This is a genomic window from Kribbella sp. NPDC023972, assembly GCF_040639075.1.
GTDB lineage: Bacteria > Actinomycetota > Actinomycetes > Propionibacteriales > Kribbellaceae > Kribbella.
This window is the reverse complement of record NZ_JBEZZH010000009.1, coordinates 155,120-178,620: the sequence shown is the minus strand read 5'-3', so window position 1 is coordinate 178,620 and position 23,501 is coordinate 155,120. Positions and strand designations below refer to the sequence as shown.

Annotated in this window: 28 protein-coding genes and 1 pseudogene; 14 read left to right on the top strand and 15 right to left on the bottom strand. The window is 65.7% G+C overall.

Features of this window, described 5'->3' with window-relative positions; translation table 11 throughout:
• Positions 1-20: 20 nt before the first annotated feature.
• Both AB0F43_RS30415 and AB0F43_RS30410 read right to left on the bottom strand, forming a co-directional pair.
• The gene (locus AB0F43_RS30415; protein WP_360484435.1) at positions 21-425 is read right to left on the bottom strand and encodes a hypothetical protein; all 405 of its coding nucleotides are present in this window, start codon (positions 423-425) and stop codon (positions 21-23) included.
• Positions 418-1,140, bottom strand: a complete 723-nt coding sequence (locus AB0F43_RS30410; RefSeq protein WP_360484432.1) for a DUF2249 domain-containing protein — start codon at positions 1,138-1,140, stop codon at positions 418-420. The genes AB0F43_RS30415 and AB0F43_RS30410 overlap by 8 nt, the downstream gene beginning before the upstream one ends.
• An 86-nt stretch (positions 1,141-1,226) precedes the next feature.
• On the opposite strand from AB0F43_RS30410, the gene fdxA reads away from it, so the two are divergent.
• From fdxA to AB0F43_RS30395, 3 genes are read left to right on the top strand one after another with little or no spacing between them, the layout of a single operon-like run.
• Positions 1,227-1,553 (top strand): ferredoxin, encoded by a 327-nt coding sequence (gene fdxA / locus AB0F43_RS30405; protein ID WP_360484429.1) that lies wholly within the window; start codon positions 1,227-1,229, stop codon positions 1,551-1,553.
• Positions 1,554-1,558: 5 nt separating this feature from the next.
• Entirely contained in the window at positions 1,559-2,266 is a 708-nt protein-coding gene (locus tag AB0F43_RS30400) for a helix-turn-helix domain-containing protein (RefSeq protein ID WP_360484426.1), read from the top strand.
• Positions 2,263-2,694 (top strand): hypothetical protein, encoded by a 432-nt coding sequence (locus AB0F43_RS30395; protein WP_360484423.1) that lies wholly within the window; start codon positions 2,263-2,265, stop codon positions 2,692-2,694. The genes AB0F43_RS30400 and AB0F43_RS30395 overlap by 4 nt, the downstream gene beginning before the upstream one ends.
• 10 nt (positions 2,695-2,704) lie before the next feature.
• Here the strand turns inward: AB0F43_RS30395 and AB0F43_RS30390 are convergent, their stop codons facing one another.
• From AB0F43_RS30390 to AB0F43_RS30380, 3 genes are all read right to left on the bottom strand, one after another.
• Complete coding sequence (locus tag AB0F43_RS30390; protein ID WP_360484420.1) at positions 2,705-2,971, bottom strand: oxidoreductase C-terminal domain-containing protein; 267 nt, start codon at positions 2,969-2,971, stop codon at positions 2,705-2,707.
• Positions 2,972-3,923: 952 nt separating this feature from the next.
• Positions 3,924-4,391, bottom strand: coding sequence for a PPC domain-containing DNA-binding protein (locus AB0F43_RS30385; protein WP_360484417.1), 468 nt, complete (start codon positions 4,389-4,391; stop codon positions 3,924-3,926).
• Positions 4,392-4,692: 301 nt separating this feature from the next.
• Positions 4,693-5,052 (bottom strand): SOS response-associated peptidase family protein, encoded by a 360-nt coding sequence (locus tag AB0F43_RS30380; RefSeq protein ID WP_360484414.1) that lies wholly within the window; start codon positions 5,050-5,052, stop codon positions 4,693-4,695.
• 44 nt (positions 5,053-5,096) lie between these two features.
• On the opposite strand from AB0F43_RS30380, the gene AB0F43_RS30375 reads away from it, so the two are divergent.
• From AB0F43_RS30375 to AB0F43_RS30355, 5 genes are all read left to right on the top strand, one after another.
• A complete protein-coding gene (locus tag AB0F43_RS30375) occupies positions 5,097-6,308 on the top strand; it encodes a LacI family DNA-binding transcriptional regulator (protein ID WP_360484411.1) in 1,212 nt (403 codons plus the stop codon).
• A 532-nt stretch (positions 6,309-6,840) separates the two neighbouring features.
• Positions 6,841-8,124 (top strand): sugar ABC transporter substrate-binding protein, encoded by a 1,284-nt coding sequence (locus tag AB0F43_RS30370; protein WP_360484408.1) that lies wholly within the window; start codon positions 6,841-6,843, stop codon positions 8,122-8,124.
• Positions 8,125-8,135: 11 nt separating this feature from the next.
• Positions 8,136-9,077 carry a sugar ABC transporter permease gene (locus tag AB0F43_RS30365; protein WP_360484405.1) on the top strand — a complete coding sequence of 314 codons (942 nt, stop codon included), beginning with the start codon at positions 8,136-8,138 and terminating at the stop codon, positions 9,075-9,077.
• Positions 9,078-9,084: 7 nt separating this feature from the next.
• Positions 9,085-9,981, top strand: a complete 897-nt coding sequence (locus AB0F43_RS30360) for a carbohydrate ABC transporter permease (protein WP_360484402.1) — start codon at positions 9,085-9,087, stop codon at positions 9,979-9,981.
• Between the two features lie 106 nt (positions 9,982-10,087).
• Positions 10,088-12,475, top strand: coding sequence for a glycoside hydrolase family 3 N-terminal domain-containing protein (locus AB0F43_RS30355; protein ID WP_360484399.1), 2,388 nt, complete (start codon positions 10,088-10,090; stop codon positions 12,473-12,475).
• Positions 12,476-12,789: 314 nt separating this feature from the next.
• On the opposite strand, the pseudogene AB0F43_RS30350 reads toward AB0F43_RS30355, so the two are convergent.
• Positions 12,790-13,023, bottom strand: a pseudogene (locus AB0F43_RS30350) (SOS response-associated peptidase family protein); the annotation flags it as partial.
• 438 nt (positions 13,024-13,461) lie between these two features.
• Between AB0F43_RS30350 and AB0F43_RS30345 the strand changes: the two are divergent.
• From AB0F43_RS30345 to AB0F43_RS30335, 3 genes are all read left to right on the top strand, one after another.
• Positions 13,462-13,815: a hypothetical protein gene (locus AB0F43_RS30345; RefSeq protein WP_360484397.1), complete on the top strand. Its 354-nt coding sequence runs from the start codon at positions 13,462-13,464 to the stop codon at positions 13,813-13,815.
• The gene (locus AB0F43_RS30340) at positions 13,812-14,222 is read left to right on the top strand and encodes a hypothetical protein (protein ID WP_360484395.1); all 411 of its coding nucleotides are present in this window, start codon (positions 13,812-13,814) and stop codon (positions 14,220-14,222) included. The genes AB0F43_RS30345 and AB0F43_RS30340 overlap by 4 nt, the downstream gene beginning before the upstream one ends.
• Positions 14,223-14,337: 115 nt before the next feature.
• The gene (locus tag AB0F43_RS30335; RefSeq protein WP_360484392.1) at positions 14,338-14,913 is read left to right on the top strand and encodes a dihydrofolate reductase family protein; all 576 of its coding nucleotides are present in this window, start codon (positions 14,338-14,340) and stop codon (positions 14,911-14,913) included.
• On the opposite strand, the gene AB0F43_RS30330 is transcribed toward AB0F43_RS30335, so the two are convergent.
• The 6 genes from AB0F43_RS30330 to AB0F43_RS30305 form a co-directional block, all read right to left on the bottom strand.
• Positions 14,885-15,160, bottom strand: a complete 276-nt coding sequence (locus AB0F43_RS30330) for an SOS response-associated peptidase family protein (protein ID WP_360484389.1) — start codon at positions 15,158-15,160, stop codon at positions 14,885-14,887. The two genes, AB0F43_RS30335 and AB0F43_RS30330, sit on opposite strands and share 29 nt — an antisense overlap.
• A gap of 293 nt (positions 15,161-15,453) precedes the next feature.
• The gene (locus AB0F43_RS30325) at positions 15,454-16,197 is read right to left on the bottom strand and encodes a DUF2071 domain-containing protein (RefSeq protein ID WP_360484386.1); all 744 of its coding nucleotides are present in this window, start codon (positions 16,195-16,197) and stop codon (positions 15,454-15,456) included.
• A gap of 359 nt (positions 16,198-16,556) precedes the next feature.
• Positions 16,557-16,781 carry a hypothetical protein gene (locus tag AB0F43_RS30320; protein WP_360484383.1) on the bottom strand — a complete coding sequence of 75 codons (225 nt, stop codon included), beginning with the start codon at positions 16,779-16,781 and terminating at the stop codon, positions 16,557-16,559.
• Positions 16,782-16,921: 140 nt separating this feature from the next.
• Entirely contained in the window at positions 16,922-17,977 is a 1,056-nt protein-coding gene (locus AB0F43_RS30315; protein ID WP_360484380.1) for a serine hydrolase, read from the bottom strand.
• Positions 17,978-18,289: 312 nt separating this feature from the next.
• The gene (locus AB0F43_RS30310; RefSeq protein ID WP_360484377.1) at positions 18,290-19,021 is read right to left on the bottom strand and encodes a hypothetical protein; all 732 of its coding nucleotides are present in this window, start codon (positions 19,019-19,021) and stop codon (positions 18,290-18,292) included.
• Between the two features lie 250 nt (positions 19,022-19,271).
• Positions 19,272-19,484, bottom strand: coding sequence for a hypothetical protein (locus tag AB0F43_RS30305; protein WP_360484374.1), 213 nt, complete (start codon positions 19,482-19,484; stop codon positions 19,272-19,274).
• Positions 19,485-19,588: 104 nt separating this feature from the next.
• Here AB0F43_RS30305 and AB0F43_RS30300 point away from each other — a divergent pair, with 104 nt between their 5' ends.
• Together AB0F43_RS30300 and AB0F43_RS30295 are read left to right on the top strand one after the other, a co-directional pair.
• The gene (locus tag AB0F43_RS30300; protein ID WP_360484372.1) at positions 19,589-19,870 is read left to right on the top strand and encodes a hypothetical protein; all 282 of its coding nucleotides are present in this window, start codon (positions 19,589-19,591) and stop codon (positions 19,868-19,870) included.
• Between the two features lie 28 nt (positions 19,871-19,898).
• Positions 19,899-20,102: a hypothetical protein gene (locus AB0F43_RS30295; RefSeq protein ID WP_360484369.1), complete on the top strand. Its 204-nt coding sequence runs from the start codon at positions 19,899-19,901 to the stop codon at positions 20,100-20,102.
• Positions 20,103-20,349: 247 nt separating this feature from the next.
• Here the strand turns inward: AB0F43_RS30295 and AB0F43_RS30290 are convergent, their stop codons facing one another.
• The 3 genes from AB0F43_RS30290 to AB0F43_RS30280 form a co-directional block, all read right to left on the bottom strand.
• The gene (locus tag AB0F43_RS30290; protein ID WP_360484366.1) at positions 20,350-20,985 is read right to left on the bottom strand and encodes a hypothetical protein; all 636 of its coding nucleotides are present in this window, start codon (positions 20,983-20,985) and stop codon (positions 20,350-20,352) included.
• Between the two features lie 730 nt (positions 20,986-21,715).
• Positions 21,716-22,672 carry a DUF3560 domain-containing protein gene (locus tag AB0F43_RS30285; RefSeq protein WP_360484363.1) on the bottom strand — a complete coding sequence of 319 codons (957 nt, stop codon included), beginning with the start codon at positions 22,670-22,672 and terminating at the stop codon, positions 21,716-21,718.
• The gene (locus tag AB0F43_RS30280) at positions 22,672-22,884 is read right to left on the bottom strand and encodes a helix-turn-helix domain-containing protein (protein ID WP_360484723.1); all 213 of its coding nucleotides are present in this window, start codon (positions 22,882-22,884) and stop codon (positions 22,672-22,674) included. The genes AB0F43_RS30285 and AB0F43_RS30280 overlap by 1 nt, the downstream gene beginning before the upstream one ends.
• A gap of 113 nt (positions 22,885-22,997) precedes the next feature.
• Here AB0F43_RS30280 and AB0F43_RS30275 point away from each other — a divergent pair, with 113 nt between their 5' ends.
• Positions 22,998-23,483 carry a tyrosine-type recombinase/integrase gene (locus AB0F43_RS30275; protein WP_360484360.1) on the top strand — a complete coding sequence of 162 codons (486 nt, stop codon included), beginning with the start codon at positions 22,998-23,000 and terminating at the stop codon, positions 23,481-23,483.
• Positions 23,484-23,501: the final 18 nt, after the last annotated feature.

Genomic DNA, 23,501 nt, shown 5'->3' with positions numbered 1-23,501 from the left:
GCAGGTCGGCTCTGAGCGGCCTACTGACCGGGCCGCTTCCTGATCTGCAGGCCTGGACGACGTCGATGGATGGTCAGGTAGGACAGGCCGTCGTTGCCGGCGGTGACGTTGCGGGTCGTGCCGTGAGGCAACCAGACCACCTTGCCGTCGGCAAGAACCTGCTCTCCGTCAGGTGTACCGACGGTGCCACCACCGGCGACGACGACTAGAACCACGTCGAGATCGGGCTCGGTGTGGGTGTCCACACGTCGACCGGACGGCAGATGGATAAGGTTCGCGTCGAGCTGGCGTCCCGGCTCGGCGAGCGTCCACCGGGCACCTGACGGTAGGGACGAATCATCGACGAGTTCGTGAAGGTCGACTAGGACCCGCACCGTCGGCTGCTCAGCCAGGGGGTCGACTGAAGTCGCCGACGCCTCAGGCATCAGCAGCGACCCTGCCGATCCGGACTCGCCATTCGTCAGGCCCGGTCTGCAAGTAGTCCCAACTGACGGCGCCACGATGGATGGCTTCGAACTCCTGTCGTAGCGGCTTGGGGTCGTGGTTGTGGACCAGGATGAACGCCTCTCCGGGCGCCAGGCGCGCATAGCGAGCGAAGACCCTCGGGTGACGTCCACCTCGCGCGATGTTCCGTACGTCGATGACCGGCTGTTCGACCTCCTTCCCTGCGAGATAGGCCTGCACCTCCGCGGCCAGCCGCACGGGGTCCACGCCGGGCCGGCCGGCGAGCGCAGGAAGCAACACCGACTCCTCGATCCGGAGGTGAAGGTCCAAGGCCGCCGCGATCATCACGCCAAGCCTGGCCCCATCAACCGGGTTGGCCACCGCCAGTTCGTCGATCTGCGCGTCGAGTGCTGCGGCGCCGACTCGGAGAGCCTCGATCAGGATCCGGGTCTCGTTGTCCCCGGCCGCGGGCGCGTACAGGTCCCGATCCGCGGTGACCAAGTACCGGCGCACATCACGTAGGCAGAAGTCCGTCAGTGCGGTCGACCGTGGTTGAGCCCCGCCAGCACCCGACTGCACCGCAGTCAACTCCGCCAGGCTGGACCGCAACCGCTCGTGAGCCTCGCGGACCGCGCCCCAGGCGATCACGTCCGGATCGGTCTCGGTCTTCTGGACGAAGATCTCCGAAGCCGACATGCTGCCACTCCCCTCACGTCAAGGTTTTCTATGATTATTACATGTGGTATTTGTAGAAAATACAAGCAGCTGTGAGGGAGTCGATTGTGACGTACGTGATCGCGTTGCCGTGTGTAGACCTCAAGGACCGCGGCTGTGTCGAGGAGTGCCCGGTCGACTGCATCCACGAAGGTGCGCGTTCGCTGTACATCCATCGCGAGGAGCGCATCAACTGCGGTGCCTGTGAACCGGCATGCCCGGTAGAGGCCATCTCCTACGAGGACGATCTGCCCGAGCAGTGGAAGGACTACCAGGCCGCGAACGCAGGATCCTTCGATGACCTCGGGGCCCCCGTTGGAACCTACAAGATCGGCCTGATCACACACGACAACCCCCTCGTCTCGACACTGCCGCCACAGGTTCAGGCAAGCTGACCATCATGACCAGGAACGACCGGACCACCGACGACGGGTCACGCCGTCAGGCGCTGCTCGAAGTTCTGCGAGACTCCGACGCTCCGCTGGGCGTCACTGAGCTCGCCGGACGACTCGGCGTCCATCCCAACACGGTCCGCTTCCATCTCGATGCGCTCGTGACGCAAGGACTGGTCGATCGGCGACTGGAGAAGCCGAGCGGGCGGGGCAGACCCCGGACCGTGCACACCCCACGGCCTGGGATGGACCGTGGCGGGCAGCGCCAGTACCAACTGCTGGCCAAGATCCTGCTTGGCCAGTTGTCCACCGGCCCCGATGCAGGCGCCGCTGCAGAGGACGCGGGCCGCAACTGGGGCGGCTATCTGGTCGAGCCCGTCCCACCTACCCATCAGCCCGGTGCCGCCGAGGCGACTCAGCGGTTGAGCGCGCTGATGACCGACCTGGGCTTTGCCCCGGAGCCAGACAGCGAAGCAGCCGAGCGCATCAGGTTGCGCCACTGTCCCTTCTTGGAGCTCGCAGAGGAGTTCACCTCCACGTTGTGCCCACTGCATCTCGGCCTGATGCAAGGCGCCCTCTCCGAGATCCGTGCACCGATCACAGCGACCAGCCTGGAGCCATTCGCCGAGCCCGATGCCTGCATCGTTAAGCTCTCCCCCACTCGCGCCCCTGCCCAGATCACAGATCCAACCGGAATCCCTGGAGAAGCAAGGTGAACGCGACTGCAACTGCAGTGGCAACGGCTGCAGTCTTCGTCTGGCTCGGCATGGTCCTGGCGATCTCCTTCCTTGAGGCTCCGCTCAAGTTCCGGGCGCCCGGCGTCACCATCCCGGTCGGCCTTGGCATCGGGCGTATCGTGTTCCGGGCGCTCAATCGGGTCGAGCTCGCACTAGCGGCGGTGACGCTCGCAGCGATCATCGCCGGGCGGCCTTCAGCCACGGCAGCCACCCTTACTGCAGCCGTCGCCGTCGTCCTCGCCGGACAACTCACGATCATCCGTCCACAGCTCAACCGGCGCTCCGACCGAGTGCTGGCCGGCGAGAACCTGCCCCGTTCGACCGTCCACGTTTACTACGTCGCCCTGGAGACCGCCAAGGTCATCGGCCTGGTGGCGCTCGGCATCTGCCTGCTGATGACTGGTTGACTCGACACCACTAGACCAGGACGTGCGCGGCGAGTGGCACCGAGCTATCTGCGAGCCGATCCGGGTCGATGGATTGCCTACCGCGGATCAGCTCCTCTACCGGCGCGATGCGGTCGTCCCATCGGTTGACCTGCATGCCGGCGACTACCCGGTCACCCGACAGCCAGAACGCATGGAACGCCTGCCCCTCGATACGGGTCCGGTCGGCGAACGTCGGATGCTCCGGTTGCCGAGTACCGGCAACCTCCCGGCGAACCTTCGTTTCGTGACGGCGCACCGGTCGAGTGCGACTGGGTAGGAGGGCCGGGTCTCGCCGATGCGCCGTCCGGCAAGGTCCGACAGCCGGCGTGTGACCGCACGCCCAGCAAATGGGTGTCAGGCCCGATGGTCTCCGGCGAGGGCTTCGGTCATGGTGGTGGTCCGACGCAGTCACCCAACCCGACCAGCGTCGCTCAGCCGGCGTGTGCAATGCCTCCTTGGCGCACGCCGGCTGTCATCATCGCGGGCAGTTCGAAAGGACTTCGATCCAGATGACCACGGATGTGGGCAGGACCCTGCACCTCACCAGGCACGCCACGCAGACCGCGCGGATCCGGCGTGCTTCAGATGTGGCGGCTGTCGACGATCAACTGCTTGGCGATGCCGACCTGAACATGCTACGTGTGAGCCTGGAAGAGGACCGGCGCTTCCGGCTGCAGCAGCTGGGCGAGATTGCCGCAGGAAGCGGCCGCGACGCCTCCGGGGCACGCTCCACACCGCACATCGAGGTCGGTCGCAAACTCGCCGTGGCAGCACGTGCGGCGCTCGAGGAGATTGAATCTGCGCTGGTCAGAATGGACACAGGGCGGTACGGCAGGTGCAGTCGCTGCGGTCGCGCCATCAGTGTCCCACTCCTGTGGAGCTACCCGACCAGTCGTGACGTTTCGTCCGGCGCGTGGCCCACAGCCCATTTCGAGTCCGGGGACAGTAGTTCAAGTGCTCCCCCACGGACCACGTACTCACGGCCCCAACCACCCTTTGCCCTAAGCAACTCCCGGCGAAAGAATCCCGACGCCGCCCGATTCGCCTCGAGTAGGCGCCGCCGTTCCGCGGCGTTCGGAACCGCGTTCGCATCACACTCACGCGGGCTCACGATGCCTGCGCCAAAGTCGACTTCACATCCATGACGTCGACGATCGCCGTGCTACGGCTGGACCAGAACCCGGCTCCGAAAATCCAGGATCTCCTGACTACCCGGCATCGCCGAACGACAGGAGCGGCACGTTGAAGAGGTCTGGCTGGCGCGGACGCGAGAAGCCAGGGGCTGTTACCTCGACCAGGTACATCTCGGTGAGGAACTGGATCTTCGCGCCGAGCAGGTGGCTGGTGTGCGCGGTCGCCGAGTGTGCCTTCAGGCCGACCGAGACGTGGATGTGCGGCAGGACGGTGCCGGTCTCCTCGTCGTACGCCAGGGTGCCGCCACCGACGGCCTCGACGTTCTCGAGATGCACAGAATTCCAGACCGGAGCATCCGGGTTCTCCAGCTTCTCGCACGTGCCGACGAGCTGGACGTCACGCATGCCGGCGATGAACATCGGGATGAAGCCCTGCCGTACGTCGTACTCCGCACAGAACTCAGCGAGTGCGGTGTAGAAGTCGTCGCCGTGGTCGAAGTGGACGGCAAAGGTACGGCCCATGGTCAGTTCAGCGGCGCGCAAGATCAGCTCCTTCGAGGGTGTCAATGTAGGCAACGTAGCGAATCGCGGTGTTCAACCCGCGCGTGGACAGTAGACGGCTCCGCGGGTGGGCGATGTCCTCGACACCAGCGACAGCAAGCTCTTCACACCGCCTGCGGAACCGCCGAAGGCTGGCTTGGTGAGATCGAGGGGATCGACCTCACGCTGAGGCTGCTGCGCGAGAAGCAAGCCGCCGCCGAACGTATCCGGGCAACCAGCGGCACCAGCGGTGTTGTCGACCTCGGCATGCCACGCGTCGTCGACGGCGGCGCGATGCGGCCGCCTAGTGCTCGGGGTCTGTCCCAGCCATGATGGGCTTGAGCAGGTCTGGTCCGTTGTTCCTCACGTTGTTGACGGCTGTCGAGATCGCAAAGATGTCCAAGCTGCCAGGTGTTGGCGGCGCCATCAGCGACCGGACCCGGTCGGTGTCGTCGTTCCTGGGGTCGAGCGAGGCTTCCCAGTTCTCCGGAGCGACGGACATGGGCATCCGATCGTGGATGTGACCGACGTCGTCGGTCGCGGTGGTGGTGATGATCGTGAACGTCGTCAGCCAGCGGTCCGGATCGTCCTCGGCCTTGGACTTGTCCAGCCAGAACTCGTACAGGTCGCCCAAGGCCAGCACAGCGTCGTGCGTTCTCTGCACCAGTCAAGCGACTGCGACTTCGGCAAGCCACATCGGGCCGCGGCGTGCGGGTTGGGTTGCGATCCCACTTTCATAGGCGCCAGACAGGATCCGGCGTGCAACTGGTTGCACGGTGGATCGGCAAAGTTGTAACCGAGGGGTTGCCAGGGTGTTGCCAGCGTCTTACAGTCGTTGACCATCCAGGGTGTGCGACCGGTTGCACAAGCGCTCGGCTTCAGGTGTCACGAAGGGTGGTGCAAGCGGTGGTGACGTTGGCAGATGTTGCCCGGATGAGCGCCACGTCGCGCTCGACCGCATCGCGGGCGTTGAAGGGCGACCCGCGGATCAGCGAGGAGACGGCCGACCGCGTTCGCCTGGTGGCGAAGGCCTTGGGCTACCGTCCGAACGTGGCCGCCCGGACGCTCGCGACCGGGCGCTCGGGGATCTTCGGTCTCATTGTGCCGAGTTCCCTGATGGACGACGTTTACGGCGCGCAACTGGTCAGCGCGGTGACCACGGCGGCGGGCGAGCACGACGGGGGCGTGATGCTCTGGCTGTCGCACGATCGGCCGAGTCGCGCGATCCGCGAAACGGTGAGTAACGGCATCATCGACGGCCTGGTCGTGTCCATTCTCGCCCAAAACGAGCCATGGATCGATGAGCTCCTGGACAGCGGGCTGCCTTGCGTCCTGATCGGCCGGCACAGCAGTCGCACCGATACCAGCTATGCGGCGATCGACAACATCACTGCTACGAGAGCGCTGATGGAGCACCTGCGCGATCAGGGCTACATGCGTGTCGCCACGATCCGCGGCCCGATCGGCAACACCGATGCCGAGGAACGGCATTCGGTGTTCATCGAGGCGATGGGTGGTGCCGATCAGATCGACGCCAACCTGGTCGCGGTGGGCGACTTCTCCTACGAGAGCGGGTACGACGCCGCGGCGGCCCTTCTCCGGCATGGACCCGACTGCATCGTCGCAGGCAACGATCCGATGGCGATGGGCGCCCTCGCCGCCCTCCGCGCGGCGGGCTTGCGGATCCCCGAGGACATCGGGGTGTCTGGTTGGGACGACGTACGGGACGCGAACCGGATTGACGTCCGGCTCACCACCGTGCACCACGACATGGCAGCGGTGGGCCGTGAGGCGGTCGAGATCCTGCTGAAGCAGATGGGCGGTGTCCAGGGGCCGATCCGGCGGACGGTTCCCGCATCGTTGGTGATCAGGGAGTCGACCTTACGCACCAGTGGAAATGAGAAGGAGGCGAAAGCCTGAGAAACAGACACCACGCAGGACTTCGCCCGGGCGATGCTGCGGTGCCGACGGCGGCCAGGCCGCCGGCACCCTCCTCGGGAGCGACGTGCCGCGGGCGATTTGAGGGTCTACCGACAGCAGAATCAACTTCCGAAGGAGATCTATGTTAACAACTCTGGCGGCTTGATCAGGTCCCCGGCAGGGCCGTGGCAGCTGCGGCGCTCGGCGCCCACTCGGTGCTGACCGGTCTCAGCAGGATCGGTGACCGCCGCTTAGCGTTCGGCGCGCTCGGTCTGGCAATGGCCCCGCTTTCGAGTGTACGACCAGCAGCACGACCGCCGCCAACAACAGCGCTGTGGCGCACGTCTACCGTCGCCGAGGTCCTCACGTAGGACTGGCCTCGGCCTTCGGGCATCCTCCGCGAGGACCTAGTTGTTGCCTCGCGCCCCAAATCGAGCTACGCGGCCTGACTGCCGCTTGTTGTCGCGCGCGGCCGCGCTGATCAGCGCCGCGACGGCAACCACACCACCGACCATTGGATGGAGAAGCATCGATGTTTTCAAAGAGAGCGAAATCTGCGGCGGTCATCTTCGTGTCCGCCGCGATACTCCTCACGGCATGCGGCAGAAACAGCGAAACGTCGGGGACGCCGGCAGCGGCCGGAACGATCGCCGCTGGCCCCGCCAAGGGCACCATCACTGTCTGGGCGCAGGCCGACGAGGGCGCCGCCTTGCCGCCCTTCGCCAAAGAGTTCGAGGCAGCGAATCCCGGGGTGAAGGTCAACATCACGGCCATCCCGTGGGACGCTGCGCACAACAAGTACCAGACCGCGATCGCAGGTGGCTCGACACCCGATCTGGCCCACATGGGGACGACATGGATGGGTGACTTCGCCGATGCGTTCGTCCCGACGCCCACCTCCATCGACACCAGCGGCTTCTTCCCCGGGGCGGTGAAATCCACCCAGATTGGCGGCACCACGTACGGCGTCCCGTGGTACGTCGACACGCGGGTCATCTACTACCGGAAGGATCTCGCCGCCAAAGCCGGCTACACCACGTTCCCCACCAACTGGGACGACTTCAAGGCCATGGCCAAGGCTATGCAGACCAAGGCTGGGGCCAAATGGGGAATCACGCTGCCCGTGAGCGGAGCCGACTCCTTCCAGTCCATGCTGTTCTTCCCCTGGTCGGCCGGCGCGGAGTTGACAGACAAGGACCAGACCAAGTGGACCCTGGACAGTCCCGCCTGGGTCAAGGCGATGACGTACTACAAGAGCTTCTTCACCGACGGCATCGCAACCCCAAACCCCGACACGGGCGCGGGTTCGGCAGAGTCGGCGTTCGTGAACGGCTCCGTCCCCATGTGGATTGCCGGCCCTAGCGGTATCGGCTCGATCGCCAAGGCCGGCGGACCAGGCTTTGCTGACAAGGTAGGCGTGGCCATGGTCCCCAAGGACGAGTCGGCCACATCGTTCATCGGTGGCGGCGACCTGGTCGTGTTCAAGAAGAGCAAGAACCAGGACGCGGCCTGGAAGTTCATCCAGTTCCTCACCAAGCCCGACGTCCAGGTCCGGTGGCAGAAGGCGGTCGGCGACCTGCCCGCGGTACAGAGCGCCTGGAAGGACCCGGCACTGGCTAACGACCCGAAGCTGTCCGTCTTCGGCGAGCAACTCAAGGACACCAACTCGCCGCCGTCGCTGAAGACCTGGACCCAGGTCAGCGCCGCCGCCGACACGGCCCTCGAAAAGATCGTCAGGGCAGGAGTGGCCCCAGAGGATGCGATGAAGAGCCTGCAGGCCACGGCCAACTCCATCGGCACCCGAAGCGGCGGCTGAGCATGCCCAGGATGACTATGGCCGGCCCGGGTGGCGTCACCCGCGCCGGCCGGGCGGTCCGAGGGAGCGCGAGCAAGGCGCGTCGCCGCCGGCAAGGCCTTGTTGCCTGGCTGTTCGCGTTGCCGTTCGTGCTCGGCTTCGGCATCTTCATGCTGCTCCCGATCGTGTCCTCGTTCCTCATGTCGTTCACCGACTTCACCAGCAGCGACGTACAGACCCCGCTGTCGGTGGGCTTCGTCGGCGTCAATCAGTACACCGACCTGCTCAGCAATCCACAGTTCCTCAAGTCGATGTCGGTCACCGCGTATTTCGTGGTCGTGGGAATTCCGCTCACGATGGTCGTGGCGCTGGCGCTGGCCGTAGCCCTCAATAGCGGCATCAACCGTTTCCGCACGGTGTTCCGGGTCGGGTTCTACACCCCAGTGGTGACCAGCATCGTTGCGGTGGCGGTTGTGTGGAGGTTCATCCTGCAGGACAACGGACTCCTCAACGCGATGCTCGGCTGGGTCGGCATCGACGGGCCGAACTGGCTGAACAGCACGACATGGTCGATGCCAGCCATGATCTTGGTGGCGGTCTGGCGGAACATGGGGACGCTGATGATCATCTTCTTGGCCGGGCTCCAGAGCATCCCTGAAGAGGTGAAGGAAGCTGCCCTGATCGACGGCGCCAACGCTTGGGCAACATTCCGGCGTGTCACCCTGCCGCTGCTGCGCCCGACGCTGTTGCTCGGCGCGGTTCTGTTGTCCGTTGGGTATCTGCAGTTCTTCGAGGAACCGTTTGTGATGACGAAGGGCGGCCCGCTGGATTCCACCCTGTCGATCAGCTACTTCACCTACAACCAGTTCGGCTTCGGCAAGTACGGCACGGCATCGGCCGCGAGCTACATCCTGTTCGTGGCGATCGCACTGCTCAGCCTTGTCCAGTTCCGGGCCTTACGGTCCAAGGATTGAGACCCACATGACAATCTCCGAGGACACGCGACTGGCCCTTGAACCCGACGGACGGGCGACGCCCACCAGGCCCCGGCGCCGCGGTGGCAGGCCGGTGCGGCAAGGGTTGATCTATTCGGCACTGATCGTCGCGGGCGCCGCCACCATGCTGCCGTTTGTGTGGATGGTGCTGAGTTCCTTCAAGACGCAGGGCGAAATCCTGCGGAACCCGACTGGGTTCTTGCCCTCGGACCCGACCTGGGGCAACTACGCCAAGTGGTTCAGCGAGCTGAACATTCAGGAGTTCTTCGTCAACAGCCTCCTCGTCGCAGTCGTCACAGTTCTCGGCAACCTGGCGTTCTGCTCGATGGTCGGTTACGCATTGGCGAAGATGGACTTCCCGGGCAAGCGCGTGCTGTTCGTGCTCGTCATGATCACGCTGATGACCCCGGGTGTCGTGACGTTCGTGCCGTTGTTCGTGCTGGTCAGCAAGCTCGGGTTGGTCAGCACGTACCCTGCACTGTTCCTGCCGTTTCTGACGACACCCCTGGGCGTGTTCCTGATGCGTCAGTTCATGCTCGGCATCCCGGACTCACTGATCGAAGCAGCCCGCGTCGACGGCGCAGGTGAGGTCCGGACGTTCGCGCGCATAGTCTTACCGCTGTGCGGTCCGCCGCTGGCGACCCTCGGCATCCTGACCTTCCTCGGGTCATGGAACAACTTCCTGTGGCCGCTCGTCGCCGCCCAGAGCGAAGACAAATACACGCTCCCGGTGGCGTTGTCCCTGTTTTCCACCGGGCAGGACGCTACCGACTACGGGCTGCTGCTCGCCGGTTCGGTCCTGGTCATCACACCCATCGTGGCGCTTTTCGTTTCCCTTCAGCGGTTCTTCATCCAGAGCGTCGCATCCGCCGGAATCAAATAGAGATCCCACGGTCCCACGGTGGATCGGCGGAAAGACGATCCCCACAAAATCGGGGGCCGGCCTGCGAAGCCAGGCCGCCCCCCATCAACCAAGACTGGAGCCCCATATGGCCTCGTCGAGCCTGTCCCGCTCGCCCAAGCCCCTGACGACCGCAGAGCCGTACCGGGACGCGTCCCTGAGCGTCGACGAAAGAGTCGACGATCTGCTGATCCGCATGACCCGTCAGGAGAAGGTGGGCCAGTTACTGCAACTCGACGCCACCGGTGACCTGCACGACATCGTCGTGACCAGGTCCGCCGGGTCCATCCTTCACGCCTCCCCCGAGCAGATGAGCGAGGCAGTCGCGTTGGCCTCCCAAACCCGGCTCGGCGTCCCGCTGCTCATCGCGGAGGACTGCATCCACGGTCACTCGTTCTGGCCGGGGGCGACCATCTTTCCGACACAGCTGGGCATGGCCGCCACATGGGATGTCGACCTGGTCGAACGCTGCGCCCGGGTCACTGCGATCGAAGCCGCCGCAACCGGGATCCACTGGGTCTTCTCCCCTGTCTTGTGCATTACCCGTGACCTGCGCTGGGGCCGCGTGGACGAGACGTTCGGCGAAGACCCGTTCCTGATCTCCGAGCTCGGTGCCGCGATGATCCGTGGATATCAAGGAGCGGGCTTGGAAGACCCGACGGCGGTCCTGGCCTGCGCGAAGCACTTCGCCGGCTACTCCGAGACCCAAGGCGGCCGAGACGCCAGTGAGGCGGACCTCAGCCGGCGCAAACTCCGGTCATGGTTCCTGCCGCCGTTCGAACGGGCGGTCCAAGAAGGCTGTCGCACCTTCATGCTCGGCTACCAGGCGCTGGACGGCGTGCCCATCACCGCCAACACCTGGCTGCTCGGCGATGTACTGAAGGAGGAATGGGGCTTCAGCGGAACGCTGGTCACCGACTTCGACAATGTCGGTCGCATGGTGTGGGAGCAGAAGGTGTGCGCCGATGACGCGGAGGCAGCCGCAGTCGCCGTCCGCGCCGGCAACGACATGATCATGGCCACACCCTCCTTCTTCGAAGGTGCTCAGCAAGCCCTGGCCAGGGGAGTGATCAGCGAGGGAGACATCGACCGGGCGGTGCGCCGCATCCTGCGTCTCAAGTTCGAGCTGGGACTGTTCGAGGACGCGCGTCTGCCCGACCCCGCCCGCCAAGCCGCGGTGATCGGATGCGACGAGCACTCGGCCGTGAATCTCCAGGTTGCGCGCAGATCCCTGGTGCTCCTGCGGAACGACGGAACACTGCCGCTGGAGGGCGGTCCGGTTGCCGGCACCGCGGTGAGCGGGCCCGCTGAGGGCGGCACAGGTGGCCCAGCAGATGCTCGGGAAGCGCCGGACTTGACGAGTGGTTCACCCTCGGCCGGCGTCGCACCGCGGACGTTGCTCGTGGTCGGGCCCAATGCTGATGACCCGCACGCGCAGCTCGGCGACTGGGCCGGCGCCTCCGGCCAGCTGGACTGGATGGCCGACGGTCACCCACGCGAGACTGTCGAGACCGTGCTGGACGGGCTTCGAGCCGTCGCACCCGGCGACTGGACGGTCAACTACAGCAGGGGCGCCGAGATCGGGGTGCTCGCGCCCAACCCTGCCGGCGCGGTGTTTCCCGACGGTCAACCGCGGTATCCGGTGCTCGAGCCGGCGGTGCCCGACCCGGTGATGATCGCCGACGCCGTGGCTGCCGCACAGCGGGCCGACTACGTCATCGCCGTCGTTGGCGACAACGTCTCGCTGATCGGAGAAGGCCGCTCGACCGCCACCTTGGAACTCGTCGGCGGGCAGGTGGCCCTCCTTGAGGCGTTGGCGGAAACGGGCACGCCCATGATCGTTGTGCTCTTGAACTCCAAGCCTGCTGTCCTCCCGCCTGCGGCCTTGAACGCCGCTGCGCTCATCCAGGCATTCAACCCGGGCATGCGCGGCGGACGCGCCATCGCCGAGCTCATTCTGGGGCGGATCGAACCGTCCGGTCGTCTGCCAGTGTCGTTCGCGCGACACGTCGGCCAGCAGCCCGTGTACTACAACGTCCTGCGCGGCCAACACGGCGACCGCTATGCCGACCTCACACAAGACCCCCTCTTCGCATTCGGAGAAGGGCTCAGCTACACCACTGTGGAGTACACCGATCTCGTCATGCACACCCCAGACCTGGGCCCGGACGACACCATCCACGCAGAGGTGAAGTTGACCAACACCGGCGCCCGCCCGGCCCTGGAAACAGTTCAGGTGTACGTCAGCGACCTGGTCACGACAGTCACCTGGGCGGAAAAGGAACTCAAGTCATACAGGCAGGTCAACATCGAGCCGGGCGAAACCATGACCGTAGACCTAAGGCTGCCTGCTGCCTGCTGCACAGTGGTCACCGCCGATGGCCGCCGCGTGGTCGAACCGGGCGAGTTCGCACTCCGCGTCGGACCGAGTTCTCGGACCACCGACCTCATCACTGCCGGCTTCCGGATCGCGTGAAGGCGACCACTGGCCTGCCGCCGCCGAGGTTCCTCCGGCAACGCGAGTGCATCGGGCAGTCGAGTGCCCAATCGTTCCTCTGTTTCGGCGATCGACGCGTCGCTCGCCGGCGGGCCATGCTCGAAGTCATCGGCAGGTGTGCTCCATTCGGCCACATGTGGAGTTTGGCCGAGATCCGGCAGAGGCGCACTCTTTGCCGCGATGCGGTCGTTGTGCACACCGACGGCCGACCCTCCTCGCGTCGGCGTCCGCCGAGCAACCGGGCGGCCTTCGCCCGCCAGGCGGATTTGACTAGTGCAGAGAAGCTTGTTTCCGATCTTCAGATCCTTTGCCCAAAAGGGGATCAAGCCCCAGCGAAACAGCCGCAACTCGCGGACCGGGTCGTCCTCGGGTGCGTCTTTCGCCACGCGGGCCACCACGACAGGCGCCTTCTTGGTCGGGGCCACGTTGTAGTCAGGCCCCTTCAGCTCGTCGGCGTTCTTGTCATCGACGACGAACTGCTCGAGCAGGTTCGCCCGGTTGGAAGTTGACGCGTATCGACCACACATGTCTGCCGGCCTGCCACGCCGCACCGACCATCGGCGGCAGCGATGAGCCGGTGCACGGCTCCCAGACATATCCGACCCTCCACCGGGAGCCGGCCCGCCAGGGCAGCGCCGCCCCGCGGTCCGGCGCAGTCTCAGGTCCCCTGCGTTGAGACGCCAGCACCGGGAACCGCCTGACACCGGACGACCCGACCGGCAGAGCCCGATCAACTCAGTCACCAGACCGACCCCAAGCGCACCGTGCTGCGGATGAACTACACCCCGGCTGGCAGGTAGCGGACAGGCCCGGAGAGCCGCCGGTGGTGCAGTTGCCGGAGCATCGGCGTGCGAGCCGTGACTGATCCACGCCTTGGTCGTCGCCGGCGGTTAGCGTCCTCGGTGAGTCGTCGTGGAAGGGAGTGGATCGTGGTCCGAAGGCAACTCAGGATTGCGCAGCTGATCATGTTCGCGCAGGCCGTGGCCTCACTCGGGATCTGGGTCGTGCAACTGCTGACGACCAGCACGCGCCTCGACCACAACCAAGACGTTCCGGGTTCGGTGTGGCTCGTGATCGTGATCAATCCCCTGATCGCGGCTCTCGTCGCCCTCGCCGCGGCCTTCCTGACTCGACATCCCTGGGCGCGCGGCCTCGCGCTGTTCATGGAGGCGGTGGGTGTCGCGAGCGCGCTGATCAGCGTGATCACGGGGTTCTACCAGGCCGTGCTCGCGATTCTGCTGGCCATCGGTGTGATGGTGCTGGTGGGTTCCGGCCCACAGCGTTCCACTGAGCCTGTGCGAGGAGGTTCGTTCCTGTGAAGGGCTCTGCCGTATCCCGGTTCCGCCTGACAGCCCTTGCCAGCACTGTCGTCCTGCTCGTCACCGGCTGTGCAGGTCCACCTCCGACGGTCTGCGACGAGTACATGTGCGAATCGCCCGGCTACTGGCCGAGTACCGCCACCCAGATCGAGAACGGCTTCGTGGCGGTCCTGAGCGCCATCGGCGTGGTCCCGATCGTCCCTCGCAGCGCGAACGGCCCCGCCCGTTCTAGAGCCGCCTGGGAGCGCGGATTCGCCGGGGATGGTGTCGACCGCGCGGGCGAGCTCGAGATCGACCGGGACCGACCAGATCCGGTGGCAGGCGGACCGCAGCCGCTGCCACGACCACCTCTCGAAGCAAGCGACCTCGATTCCCGGTACGTCGTGCCTGACCCGCTTCTGCCGTGATCCGCGAAATCCTCGAAAGAAGTCCGGAGGAGGTGTCGGATTGGAGGCGATGCGTTCGTAGCAGGGGTGACGGCCACCAACGACGGGGTGCCGCACAGTACTCGAGGAGAGCACAATGACTGCTATCTACACATTCGATGTCTTTTGCAGCCTTGACGGTTTCGGTTCCCACACGGGCGACTGGGGTGGCTACTGGGGTAAGCAAGGTCCCGAGTTCCTCGAGCGCCGTCTCGCCCAGTACGGCGAGAAGCAGCGGATGGTCTTCGGGGGCACCACGTATCGGGACAACGTGGAGATGGCGGCCGCGTTCCCCGAGGCGTTCGAGGGGGACGAATCGTGGATCACGCGGATGAGGAACCTGCCGTTAACGGTGGTGTCGTCGACGCTCGAAGGGCCCCTCGACTGGCCGGACGCGACCCTCGTGAGCGGTGACGCCGTTGACGTCGTCGCCAAGCTTAAGGAGGAGTCTGAGGTGCCGCTGCGTTCGCACGGCAGCTTGTCGCTGAACCGGGCGCTGATGACCGCCGGTCTGGTCGACCGCGTTCAGGTGACGGTCTTCCCGGTGATCACCGGGAGGACTGGAATTTTTCCGATCTTCCAGGGGGCTGATTTTGACCTCGAGCTGATCGAGAGCCGCACACTCGACGGCAATATCCAAGAGCTCATCTACCGGCCCACCCTGCACGCCTAAGTACTGGCGACGGGACCACCCCAGGCCGGCACACGCGCCGCAGCAAGTTCGGTAAAAGCCCCCACCGGAACAGCCGCAGCTCACGCACCGGGTCATCGTCGCTGGCCACCCTGGCGATCACGACCGGCGCCTTTAGTCGGGCGACGTTGTAGTCGGGTCCCTTCAACTCGTCGGCGTTCTTGTCATCGACGACGAACTGCTCGAGCAGGTTCGCCCGGCTGGATGTTGACACGTATCGACCGCACATGCCTGCCAGCGCGGCTCTCCGAGTTCTTCGGCGAGGTGGGCGCTGGTCCGGTAGCGCTTGTAAATCTTGCTCGGTCAGTTGCCGCCAGCGCTGTCTAGTGTCGGGACGTCGTCTGGGCCGAGTTCTGCTCGGTACGCTGGGAGTGGGCGTTATCGGAACCTGTGCTATTCCAGCTGACTGGCTGGAACGGGAGTTGATCAGCCGGGAGTTGCCGGAGGAGCGACCTGCAGGCCGCGGCTGTGTGGCGCCTGCTGTCCGGGCAGGCCAGGCTGAGACGGGCTGTAGTGGCGCGCCTATTCACCGGTGTCGGCGGTGGCGTCCAGTCGGCGTAAGGGCAGCCAGTCGACTGGCACCTTGCGCATTACCAGTGCGGAGTCGAGTTGGGCTGTGCCGGGTGGGAAGGCAAGCCGATCCTCGAAGAAGGATGAGTGTGCGTGCGTGACGACGGCGGGCTCGACCTTCCACGCTGAGGTGTGCAACTGCAATCCGTCGAACCGCGAGTCCACTCGTGTCGCGGAGTAGCCCACCGAACCAGCCTCGAAGAAGGCCGAGGCTTCATCGAGGCTGGCGAACAGCGCACTCGCGGCGAGCTGATCAGTCAGGCGCACGGCAACGTCGCCGTCGGCCGAGCCGTCCGCGGCGGAGAAGGCGACACGGATGCTCTCGCCGGTCTCCGCCACCTGGAATCGCGCGCGGTGGTGCTCACCGGGATAGAAGCGGCCACCCAGGGCGATGTTGGTCCAGGAGTCGCTGTCCCGTCGGGGAATGTAGACCCCTGTTCGGGTGACGCCCTCTGGGTCATCCCATTCGACCGCCATGCGGTGGGCGGCGTTCTCGCTGCGAAGGCCCGCCCACTGGGGCACTCCAGCCACCCGCATGGCGCCGAGCCGGATCAGGCAGATGCCGGCGACCGCAGAGCCCTCGACCAACTGGGGGCGAAACGGTGCGGGCAGAGCCCGCGCCAAGACCTCGGGGTCCACCCGGTAGTTCACCAGCAGCCGACGCTCGATCTCGCCCCGAACCCGTGGGTGCCACATCTGCGACCCCTCTCGTCACCGACAATCGTGTCACCTCACGCTCGCGCACGCCGCGCATCTGCCGGATCCTTCAGACCGCTGACCTCGCAATCGCGGGTGTCGAAGCCGGCAAGGTCGCACAGGTGGCTGCGGGCACTACGGAACTGGTCACTCTGGCCGTAAATCGCGACGATCCCTGCCCACAGTCGCCGGGCGGGACGCCTGCTCTGGTCAGCTCAAGACTTCGTCGCCGATGGTTGCCAGATCCGCCGCACGCACGTCTGGGCGGAGCCGCAGGTACCGAAGCCCGTGTCTCCACTGGCCGGCCTGCACTGCGGCATCCGCGGCAACCTCGATAACGGTCTCGGGCCGCACCTTGGTCAGCGGCTTGTTCGAGTCCTTCCCACCCCCCGGTACGACGTGATCTCGTCCGGCCAGGTGTGCCTGCTGCCACCGGGCCGTAATACGGCACCGAGCTCGGCCGACTGCGCCGCGGTCAAAGGCACCGTGCGGCCGACCATGACGAGCTCGCCGTCAGCGGCGTAGCGGCCCGCGATGACGACCTCGGGTCGGTTGATCGGGCCCAGGACACCACCAACGAGCACGTCGTAGGAGGCTCTTCGTTTGACCTTTCGTCGGGGCCTCCAGGCCGTCGCGCACTGTCGTGTTGAGGGTGTTGACCAACATGTGTGCGACATCCATTTGGGGAAGTGCAGCTGCCCGGGTCGACAGCATGTGCGGCAGGTCAGCTCGCCCGTTCGAAGTGGTCGACGATCGCGCGCCCGATCCGGCCGATCCGATCTTCTTCCTCCTCGTAGACGCCGCCGAGATCGTTCGCGAACACGGCGACAACGATGGGTCCCGAGGGCGAGTAGATGATGCCAACGTCGTTGGCGTCCCACGGCGGGTTGTCGCCTGTCTTGTGGCCGACCGGATGCTCGACGAACTGCGGCAGGCGGCGCTCACCTAGCTGCTGTTGTCGAAGTGCTCCCCGCAGCTCCGCACCGCTCTTGTCGGAGACGGCTGTCGCGTGCTCGATCGACTCCAACATGCGGCCGGCCTCCCGCGGCGTCATCTGACCGAAGCACAGCGGCAGGCCGCGCTCCTGTGCCAACGCGCGCACCTCGCCGAGTGGTCGTGCCGCCAGCGAGGCCACCTCGCGCGCGATGGGATCAAGCCACTCCTGCGTCGTCCCGGCCCACTGCGGATCGCCGTTTCGCAACGCGTAGACCTGGGCGCGCGTGAGGGAGGCATGACGCGCATCCGCGAGCACGTACGGGAGTCGATCGGCATCGAGGAGGCTCTGGGCCATGCGCGTCTGCGTGTATCCGGACGCGGCCAGCCAGGCATTGAGATCGGCGACGCCCCCGACCCTGGCGAGCAGCAGATCGGTCGCGCTGTTGTCGCTCACCACGATCATCGCAGTCAGCAGATCCCGCACCGTCGGCTCCAAGCCTTCCTGGAAGTACCGGATAACGCCAGAGCCGCCGACAATGTCCGACCTCGTCACGCGGATCCGCTCGTCGAGGTCCAGCCGCCCGTCATCAGCGAGCTGATAGCACCTGATCGCGACAGCCAGCTTGATGACGCTTTGGGTCTCGAAGACGACATCGGCTCGAACCGCGGCCTCCTCGCCGGTCGTCAACCGCTTGACGTAGATCCCTATGCCCAGAGGCTTGCGTTCGCGCAGCGACTCAAGTTCCACGACGCCCGCTGGTGCCGTGTCGTCCGGAGCCTGCAAGGTGAATCGCGCAGCTTCGGCTTCGAGCAGGCTTGTCAGGTCGCTCGTCCGAGTGCTCATCGAGACATCATCGCATCGATTCCGTCGCTTCCGTTGTGCGTCGAGCCGTCACAGTCGAGTCGGTCTGCATCGCCAAGAACGGTTTCGACACCAGGCTCGGGTCTGTTGTGGAAGGCAGCCGGCCCTTCTGTCATCACGATCGTTCCAGCAGAGATGCGTAGCGCTTGAGAGGTGCAGCGCTGCGGATCCCGGCAGCGCATGCCGCGCTCCCCGACACCATTTACTCGCCCCCAGCGCAGCGACCTACAGCTGAACCTCGCGGCGGGACAGCAAACCGTCGTTCGGAGCATGTCCGACAGGTGTCGCTCACAGTCAAATTCCATGCGAACCACTGCTGACCTGGTCGTATGTCCCACCAGTGAGCTCATACAACACCGCGACCCGGACAGAATTGACCTTGACCCAGCCCCGCTGACCGCCGGCGTACCGGGTCGCAGCACCTTTGACCACCAGGCCCTCGATGCCCATCGCGTCGGGCAGTACGTCGAACCACTCCTGGGCCTCGTCGAGGCTGTCAGTGACCGGTGACAACTGCAGCGGCCCAGCGGACCAGTTCGATGCGAGTTTTTCGAGTCGGCTGCGGCGTACGGTCCAGCGCTGCGTGCGCAGATCGACGCCGGCCGCCGCCAGCACGTCGAACGCGACGTACGACGCCGGCACGTCGGCGACCAGCTTCCGCGCCTTGGACGGAGCCGTGACCAGGCGCCGCTGGAGTGCGTCAAAGCTGAGTTTCCCGTCGAGCAGGATTACCACTTCCCCGTCCCATACGACGCCGGGCGGGACCTGCCGTACGGCGGCGGCCGCGATGTCGGGGAAGCGGTCGGTGAGGTCCTTGCCCTGCCGTGACCACAGTCGCGCCCCGCCTGCAGACCGCACGATGCTGAACCTGAAGCCGTCCCACTTCGGCTCGTACCGCGACCCGCCCGGCAACGCGTTCTCGCCGGGGATCGTGTCGACCGCCTTGGCGAGCTCGAGGTCAACCGGACCGACCAGATCCGGTGGCAGCCGGACCGCAGCCGGATCAGTTCGGCGAGCCGGGCTCACCGGGGTCCCTGCGCCGCCGAACGATCGCCACACCACCTGAAGGAGCCCACTCCTTCAGGAGCGGATCGCGGTGCGGACAGCAACGGTGATGCTCGGGGACGCTCGCCCCCTCCGGCGCCTCGCATTTCCCGCAGTGCCATGCGCCCATGAGGCCAGGATGCGCCTGGTGAGGCGATCGCGCCCAGCCACGACGGCGACGTCACGGTCTCGTGCGGTACGCCGTACCCGGACCGCAACACAGCGCTGACGCTCAGCGGCTGACCTTGCCGTACGGCGCCCGGTTCGCCGGCGCCAGCGAGATGCCCTCAGCCTGTGCCTTGGCTCGGATCGCGTCCTCGCTGCGGCCGAGCTTGATGCTCATCACGCCGGTCGGGGTGTTGCCGTCGGCAAGTTCCCTCAGCCTCGCCGCGTCCTCGGCGGTCCATTCCTCGCCGTTGTGGCGGCCGGTGGTCGTGTCGGCCATCGGATTCCCTCCGTTCGTCGATGGTTGCCCATGGCCCCGGTACCCCGACGTACTGGACCAGACACGCGCCGCGACCGGCGTTGCGACTCCCCTATGGCGCCCACGTGGTAGATCACGTAAATGTCGACGCGGCGATGGTCGAGGTGTACGGGCTGGCGCCCGAACAGTTCACCCCCACCCGCAACGAGCTCGCCCGGGCCGCCACAGACGCCGGCGACCCACGAACCGCTGCCGTCATCAAGGCGCTGCGGAAACCCACACTCGCGGCCTGGCTGGCCAACCAGCTCGTCCGGGCCGCACCCAACCAGATCAACGACCTCACCGAGCTCGGAGAGGAGCTGCGCCAGGCGCAGGTGGCCGGCGACGGGGCACGGCTCGCCAGCTGACCCCCGCCGCCACAGCATGGTCCAGCAGTTGGTCAAGACCGCCCGGGCGCTGGCCCGTGAACAGGGCCGCCCGGTGAGCCAGCAGATCGCGCAGCGGCTGACTGAGAACCACGACGCCGCGGCGGTCGAAGGGATAAGCGTCACCTGGCCGCCGGAGACCTGGGGAAGCTGGCTCAGCGCGTGGGTGCCGTTCCGGTCTGATCTGCCCGAGATACCTTCGACGGCGCAGTGAACGGAGTACCCTGGTCACCAAGATCAGGGCACCCGTCCCGTGTGGGGCCTTCGCGGTAAGGCACGCCACACGTTGGGGCGGTCCGCTACGCGCCTTGCAGGACGGCTGTCCCGAGTTAGCCGTTTCAACTGCGCTGATCGCTATCGGCACTCCCCTGATCGCAAGAGCGGTTATCCACAGTTCTGCCGACGGCCGTTGCACCGAGTCCTGGTGGACGGCCATCCTCGTCGAGCCGTCTGTGCCGCCCTCATGCGCCAGGGCTGCCACCGCTATCCGGAGCCGGGGACATGTCGATGGTGAAGGTCGGCGGCTCCGGATTCTGCTTCCGCAGTGGGATCGGCTCGTCCCAGTCGGGCAGCGTTATGGCTTCCTCGCGTACCTTTAGTAACAACGAGTACGCCTGTGAAGAGTACTCGTTCAGCCGCTCGCTCATGAATCCTTCAGGCAGCCTGTCTGCGAAGACCTCGGCAGTGTGGAGCATCTCGTAGAAACCACCGCGCATGACCTCGGCCCTGGTGAAGACGTCCCAGTGGCCATAGAGGACGATCTGCCCGAGTGTCAATGGCTCAAGCTTTGAGGGAGGTGTCCAGGAGCCGATTCTGGTGAACGTATCGACCTGCTCGCGCAACTCCACCAGCCAGGCCGCAAGACGACTGTAACTGTCCTTTCGCACTTCCCAGAGCCGTGCGAAATGCTCACGTTCCACCGCATCTTCGATTCGCTGTTCGGTAACGTGCTGTTCTCGATCAAATGTCGCTTGAGCGGCGGCGAGCTGCTCGCGGTGCAGGCGCGCCTGGCGACGCATCGTTAGAATCGCAACAACGGTGGACGCGCCGACGCCGACAAGCGCAACGAGCGCCGTGGCCCAAGTCTCGCTATCCATGCGCACCCCTCGCCGACCGTTCAGGCTGCCGGGCACTAGAGGGCTTCCCGCCAATCAGCTTGTCGAGCAGGGCATCGTCCGACGTGACAGAATCGCCACCCGAATCGAGAGATTGCTCGATAGCCGCGGAAGGCCGAAGATCGAACTGACGACGCACGCCATCAGCCGACCGGCCGCTTCGCGACATCCTGTAGGAACATCGACGGGGTCGCCCCCTCGGCACCGACATGATCTCACCCCCTGCGAGATACATCGCTAGCCGGGCACAGTTTGTTTCAGTGGCTTGACTCGCGATGCTTCGAGGGCGGTGCGAGACTCGTGTGCGATCCCGCTGATGTGTATTGCCCCAGCAGGCCGCTGAGCAGATCCGTACAGCCGTCTGGGAGTGCGTCGAGGCAGTGTTGCCACAACTCAAGACCCACTGCCCTACCGCCCTGGGGCCCAACACTCGGCGTTGGAGCTGCTTCGTATCACCTGGATCGGTGCCACGCAGTCTGATCGAAGCAGTGGGCGGCACGTGTTCTCGGGCTCGTCCGGCTGGGTTATCGCTCCCGATACCTACACCGAGGCGACCGGCCGGATCCGCCGGCTGACGCCGCCGTACCTGACTCACTGGCGGCCCTATGAGCGACACGATCCCATCGATGCCGTACTCCGCACCACCGATTGGTCCGCAGCCAACGCACCTGCGCCAACGATGCCGCGACTCATCGACGAAGCGGTGAGGTGATCAGAGACGCGGCCGCTCGACGTCCTCGGCCGACTGGTGTCCCATGATGTCGTGGTACGGCGCTCCGTCCGTCCACGAGTAGCCGGTCTCGACGCTGACGGACTTCTGGTTGACACGAGCAACCTTTCGCCAGATGCCACAGACTCTCACGTAGTCGCCTTTCTTGATCGTCTCCTTCGAGTACGTCGGTCCAGCTGTGGCGAGCTCTTCGCGAACGCCGTTCCAGAACTCGAGCTGCGCTTCCAGATCTGCGCTGACGAGCTGCAACTGCTCTGCCCACTCGCCCTCCGCTGGCGGGTGGATCTGCTTGTAGCCGCCGATGACTCTGGTGTACCCGTCAAGCTGACGCTTGACCTTCCGGAGCTGTGCCTCGAGCCGGGTGATCCGCCTACCGACCGAAATCGCGGAATACCGCCGCTCGGTAGTACCGGCGAGCGATTCAGCGCGCCGCCGTGCATCGTCCGCGGCCCGTGACTCCCCAACCGACTTGCTTGCCAGATTCTGGATGCGCTCCAAATCTCGGCGGTGGCGTCGTTCCGAATAATGGCCGAGGAGAATCGGCTGCCCCAGTGGGATGCCGTCGGCAATACGCCGGGACGCCTCCCAGGCAGCCTCGGCCGCGGCTCTGCGGCGCTTCGAACGTGCCTGGAGCAACTCGGCTCGCTCCCGCGCCCGGGAATCGCGGTCGGCCTCGCGCTCCTTTACGGACCTGCCGGCGCTGTTGTCGATCGTCACCGTCACGTCGAACCCGGCCGCTCGGAGCGCACCCTCGGTTTCCTTGATGACTGCGGATTTGGCCAACTGATCCCGCGACCGCGGGAGGTACCAAGCCTTCAAGTCGGCGGACCATCGCCAGTAGTTGGCCTTCAAGATCTCACCTGCCCCGTCGCCCCTGCGCGTGCCGCGGGCGAGCGTGCCCTCGGCGTGAGTGTGGGCGATCTCTATCCGCTCTGGCATCAGTCCCACCTGTCGTCGAGGAGGTGATCTTCGAGGCTTGTGAACCAGTCGACGACCTCGCAGGCGCGGTAGCGGAGATGCCGGCCGATTCGCTTTCCCGGAGGGCCGTAGCCGAGCGTTCTCCACCGGTACAGGGTCCGCTTGGGAATGTTGAGGTACGCCGCGACCTGGTCGACGTCCCACAGTGGGTCTGAGTCAAGCGCCGCTGACATCGTCACCTCCAGGTCGGGCCTGAGCGATTCGTTCCTTCTCCGCTTTGATCACTCGCCGTACGTCGCGCATGGACCGGCCGAGGATTTCAGCGGCCGCCTCAGTAGATCCGCAGATGCGAGCGAGCTGGGCGCTGCCGTGGGAGCGGCTCGACGGCGCGATCCAGGACCACGCTCTGCTCTTCACCTGGTCGGACGGCAAGCAGCTCCGTGCACGTCTGTACGACCTGGTGGTCTGGAAACCTGCGCTCGTGACGGCTGGTGTCATCCCGCCACCCGTCAAGGACAAGCGAGGTCGTCGACGCTACAAGACCGACCGCACGACGGGTCTGCACGCGTTGCGCCACTACTTCGCCAGCATCACGCTGGCGGACGGTGTCAACATCAAGGAGCTCTCCGAGTACCTCGGTCACTATGACCCGGGGTTCACGCTGCAGATGTACACCCATATGCTCCCGTCGTCCTACGACCGTGCCCGCCAGTCCGTCGACCGCCGATTGGAGCGCCTTGCTTCGCGGCTAACGGAGCAGGGACGGAGCAAGGACGACTCGACCGCCGCATGGAGCTGGTGCGGCAGCCGCTCAGAGGCGTCCTCATCGTGAACTCGCCTCCTCGTGAAT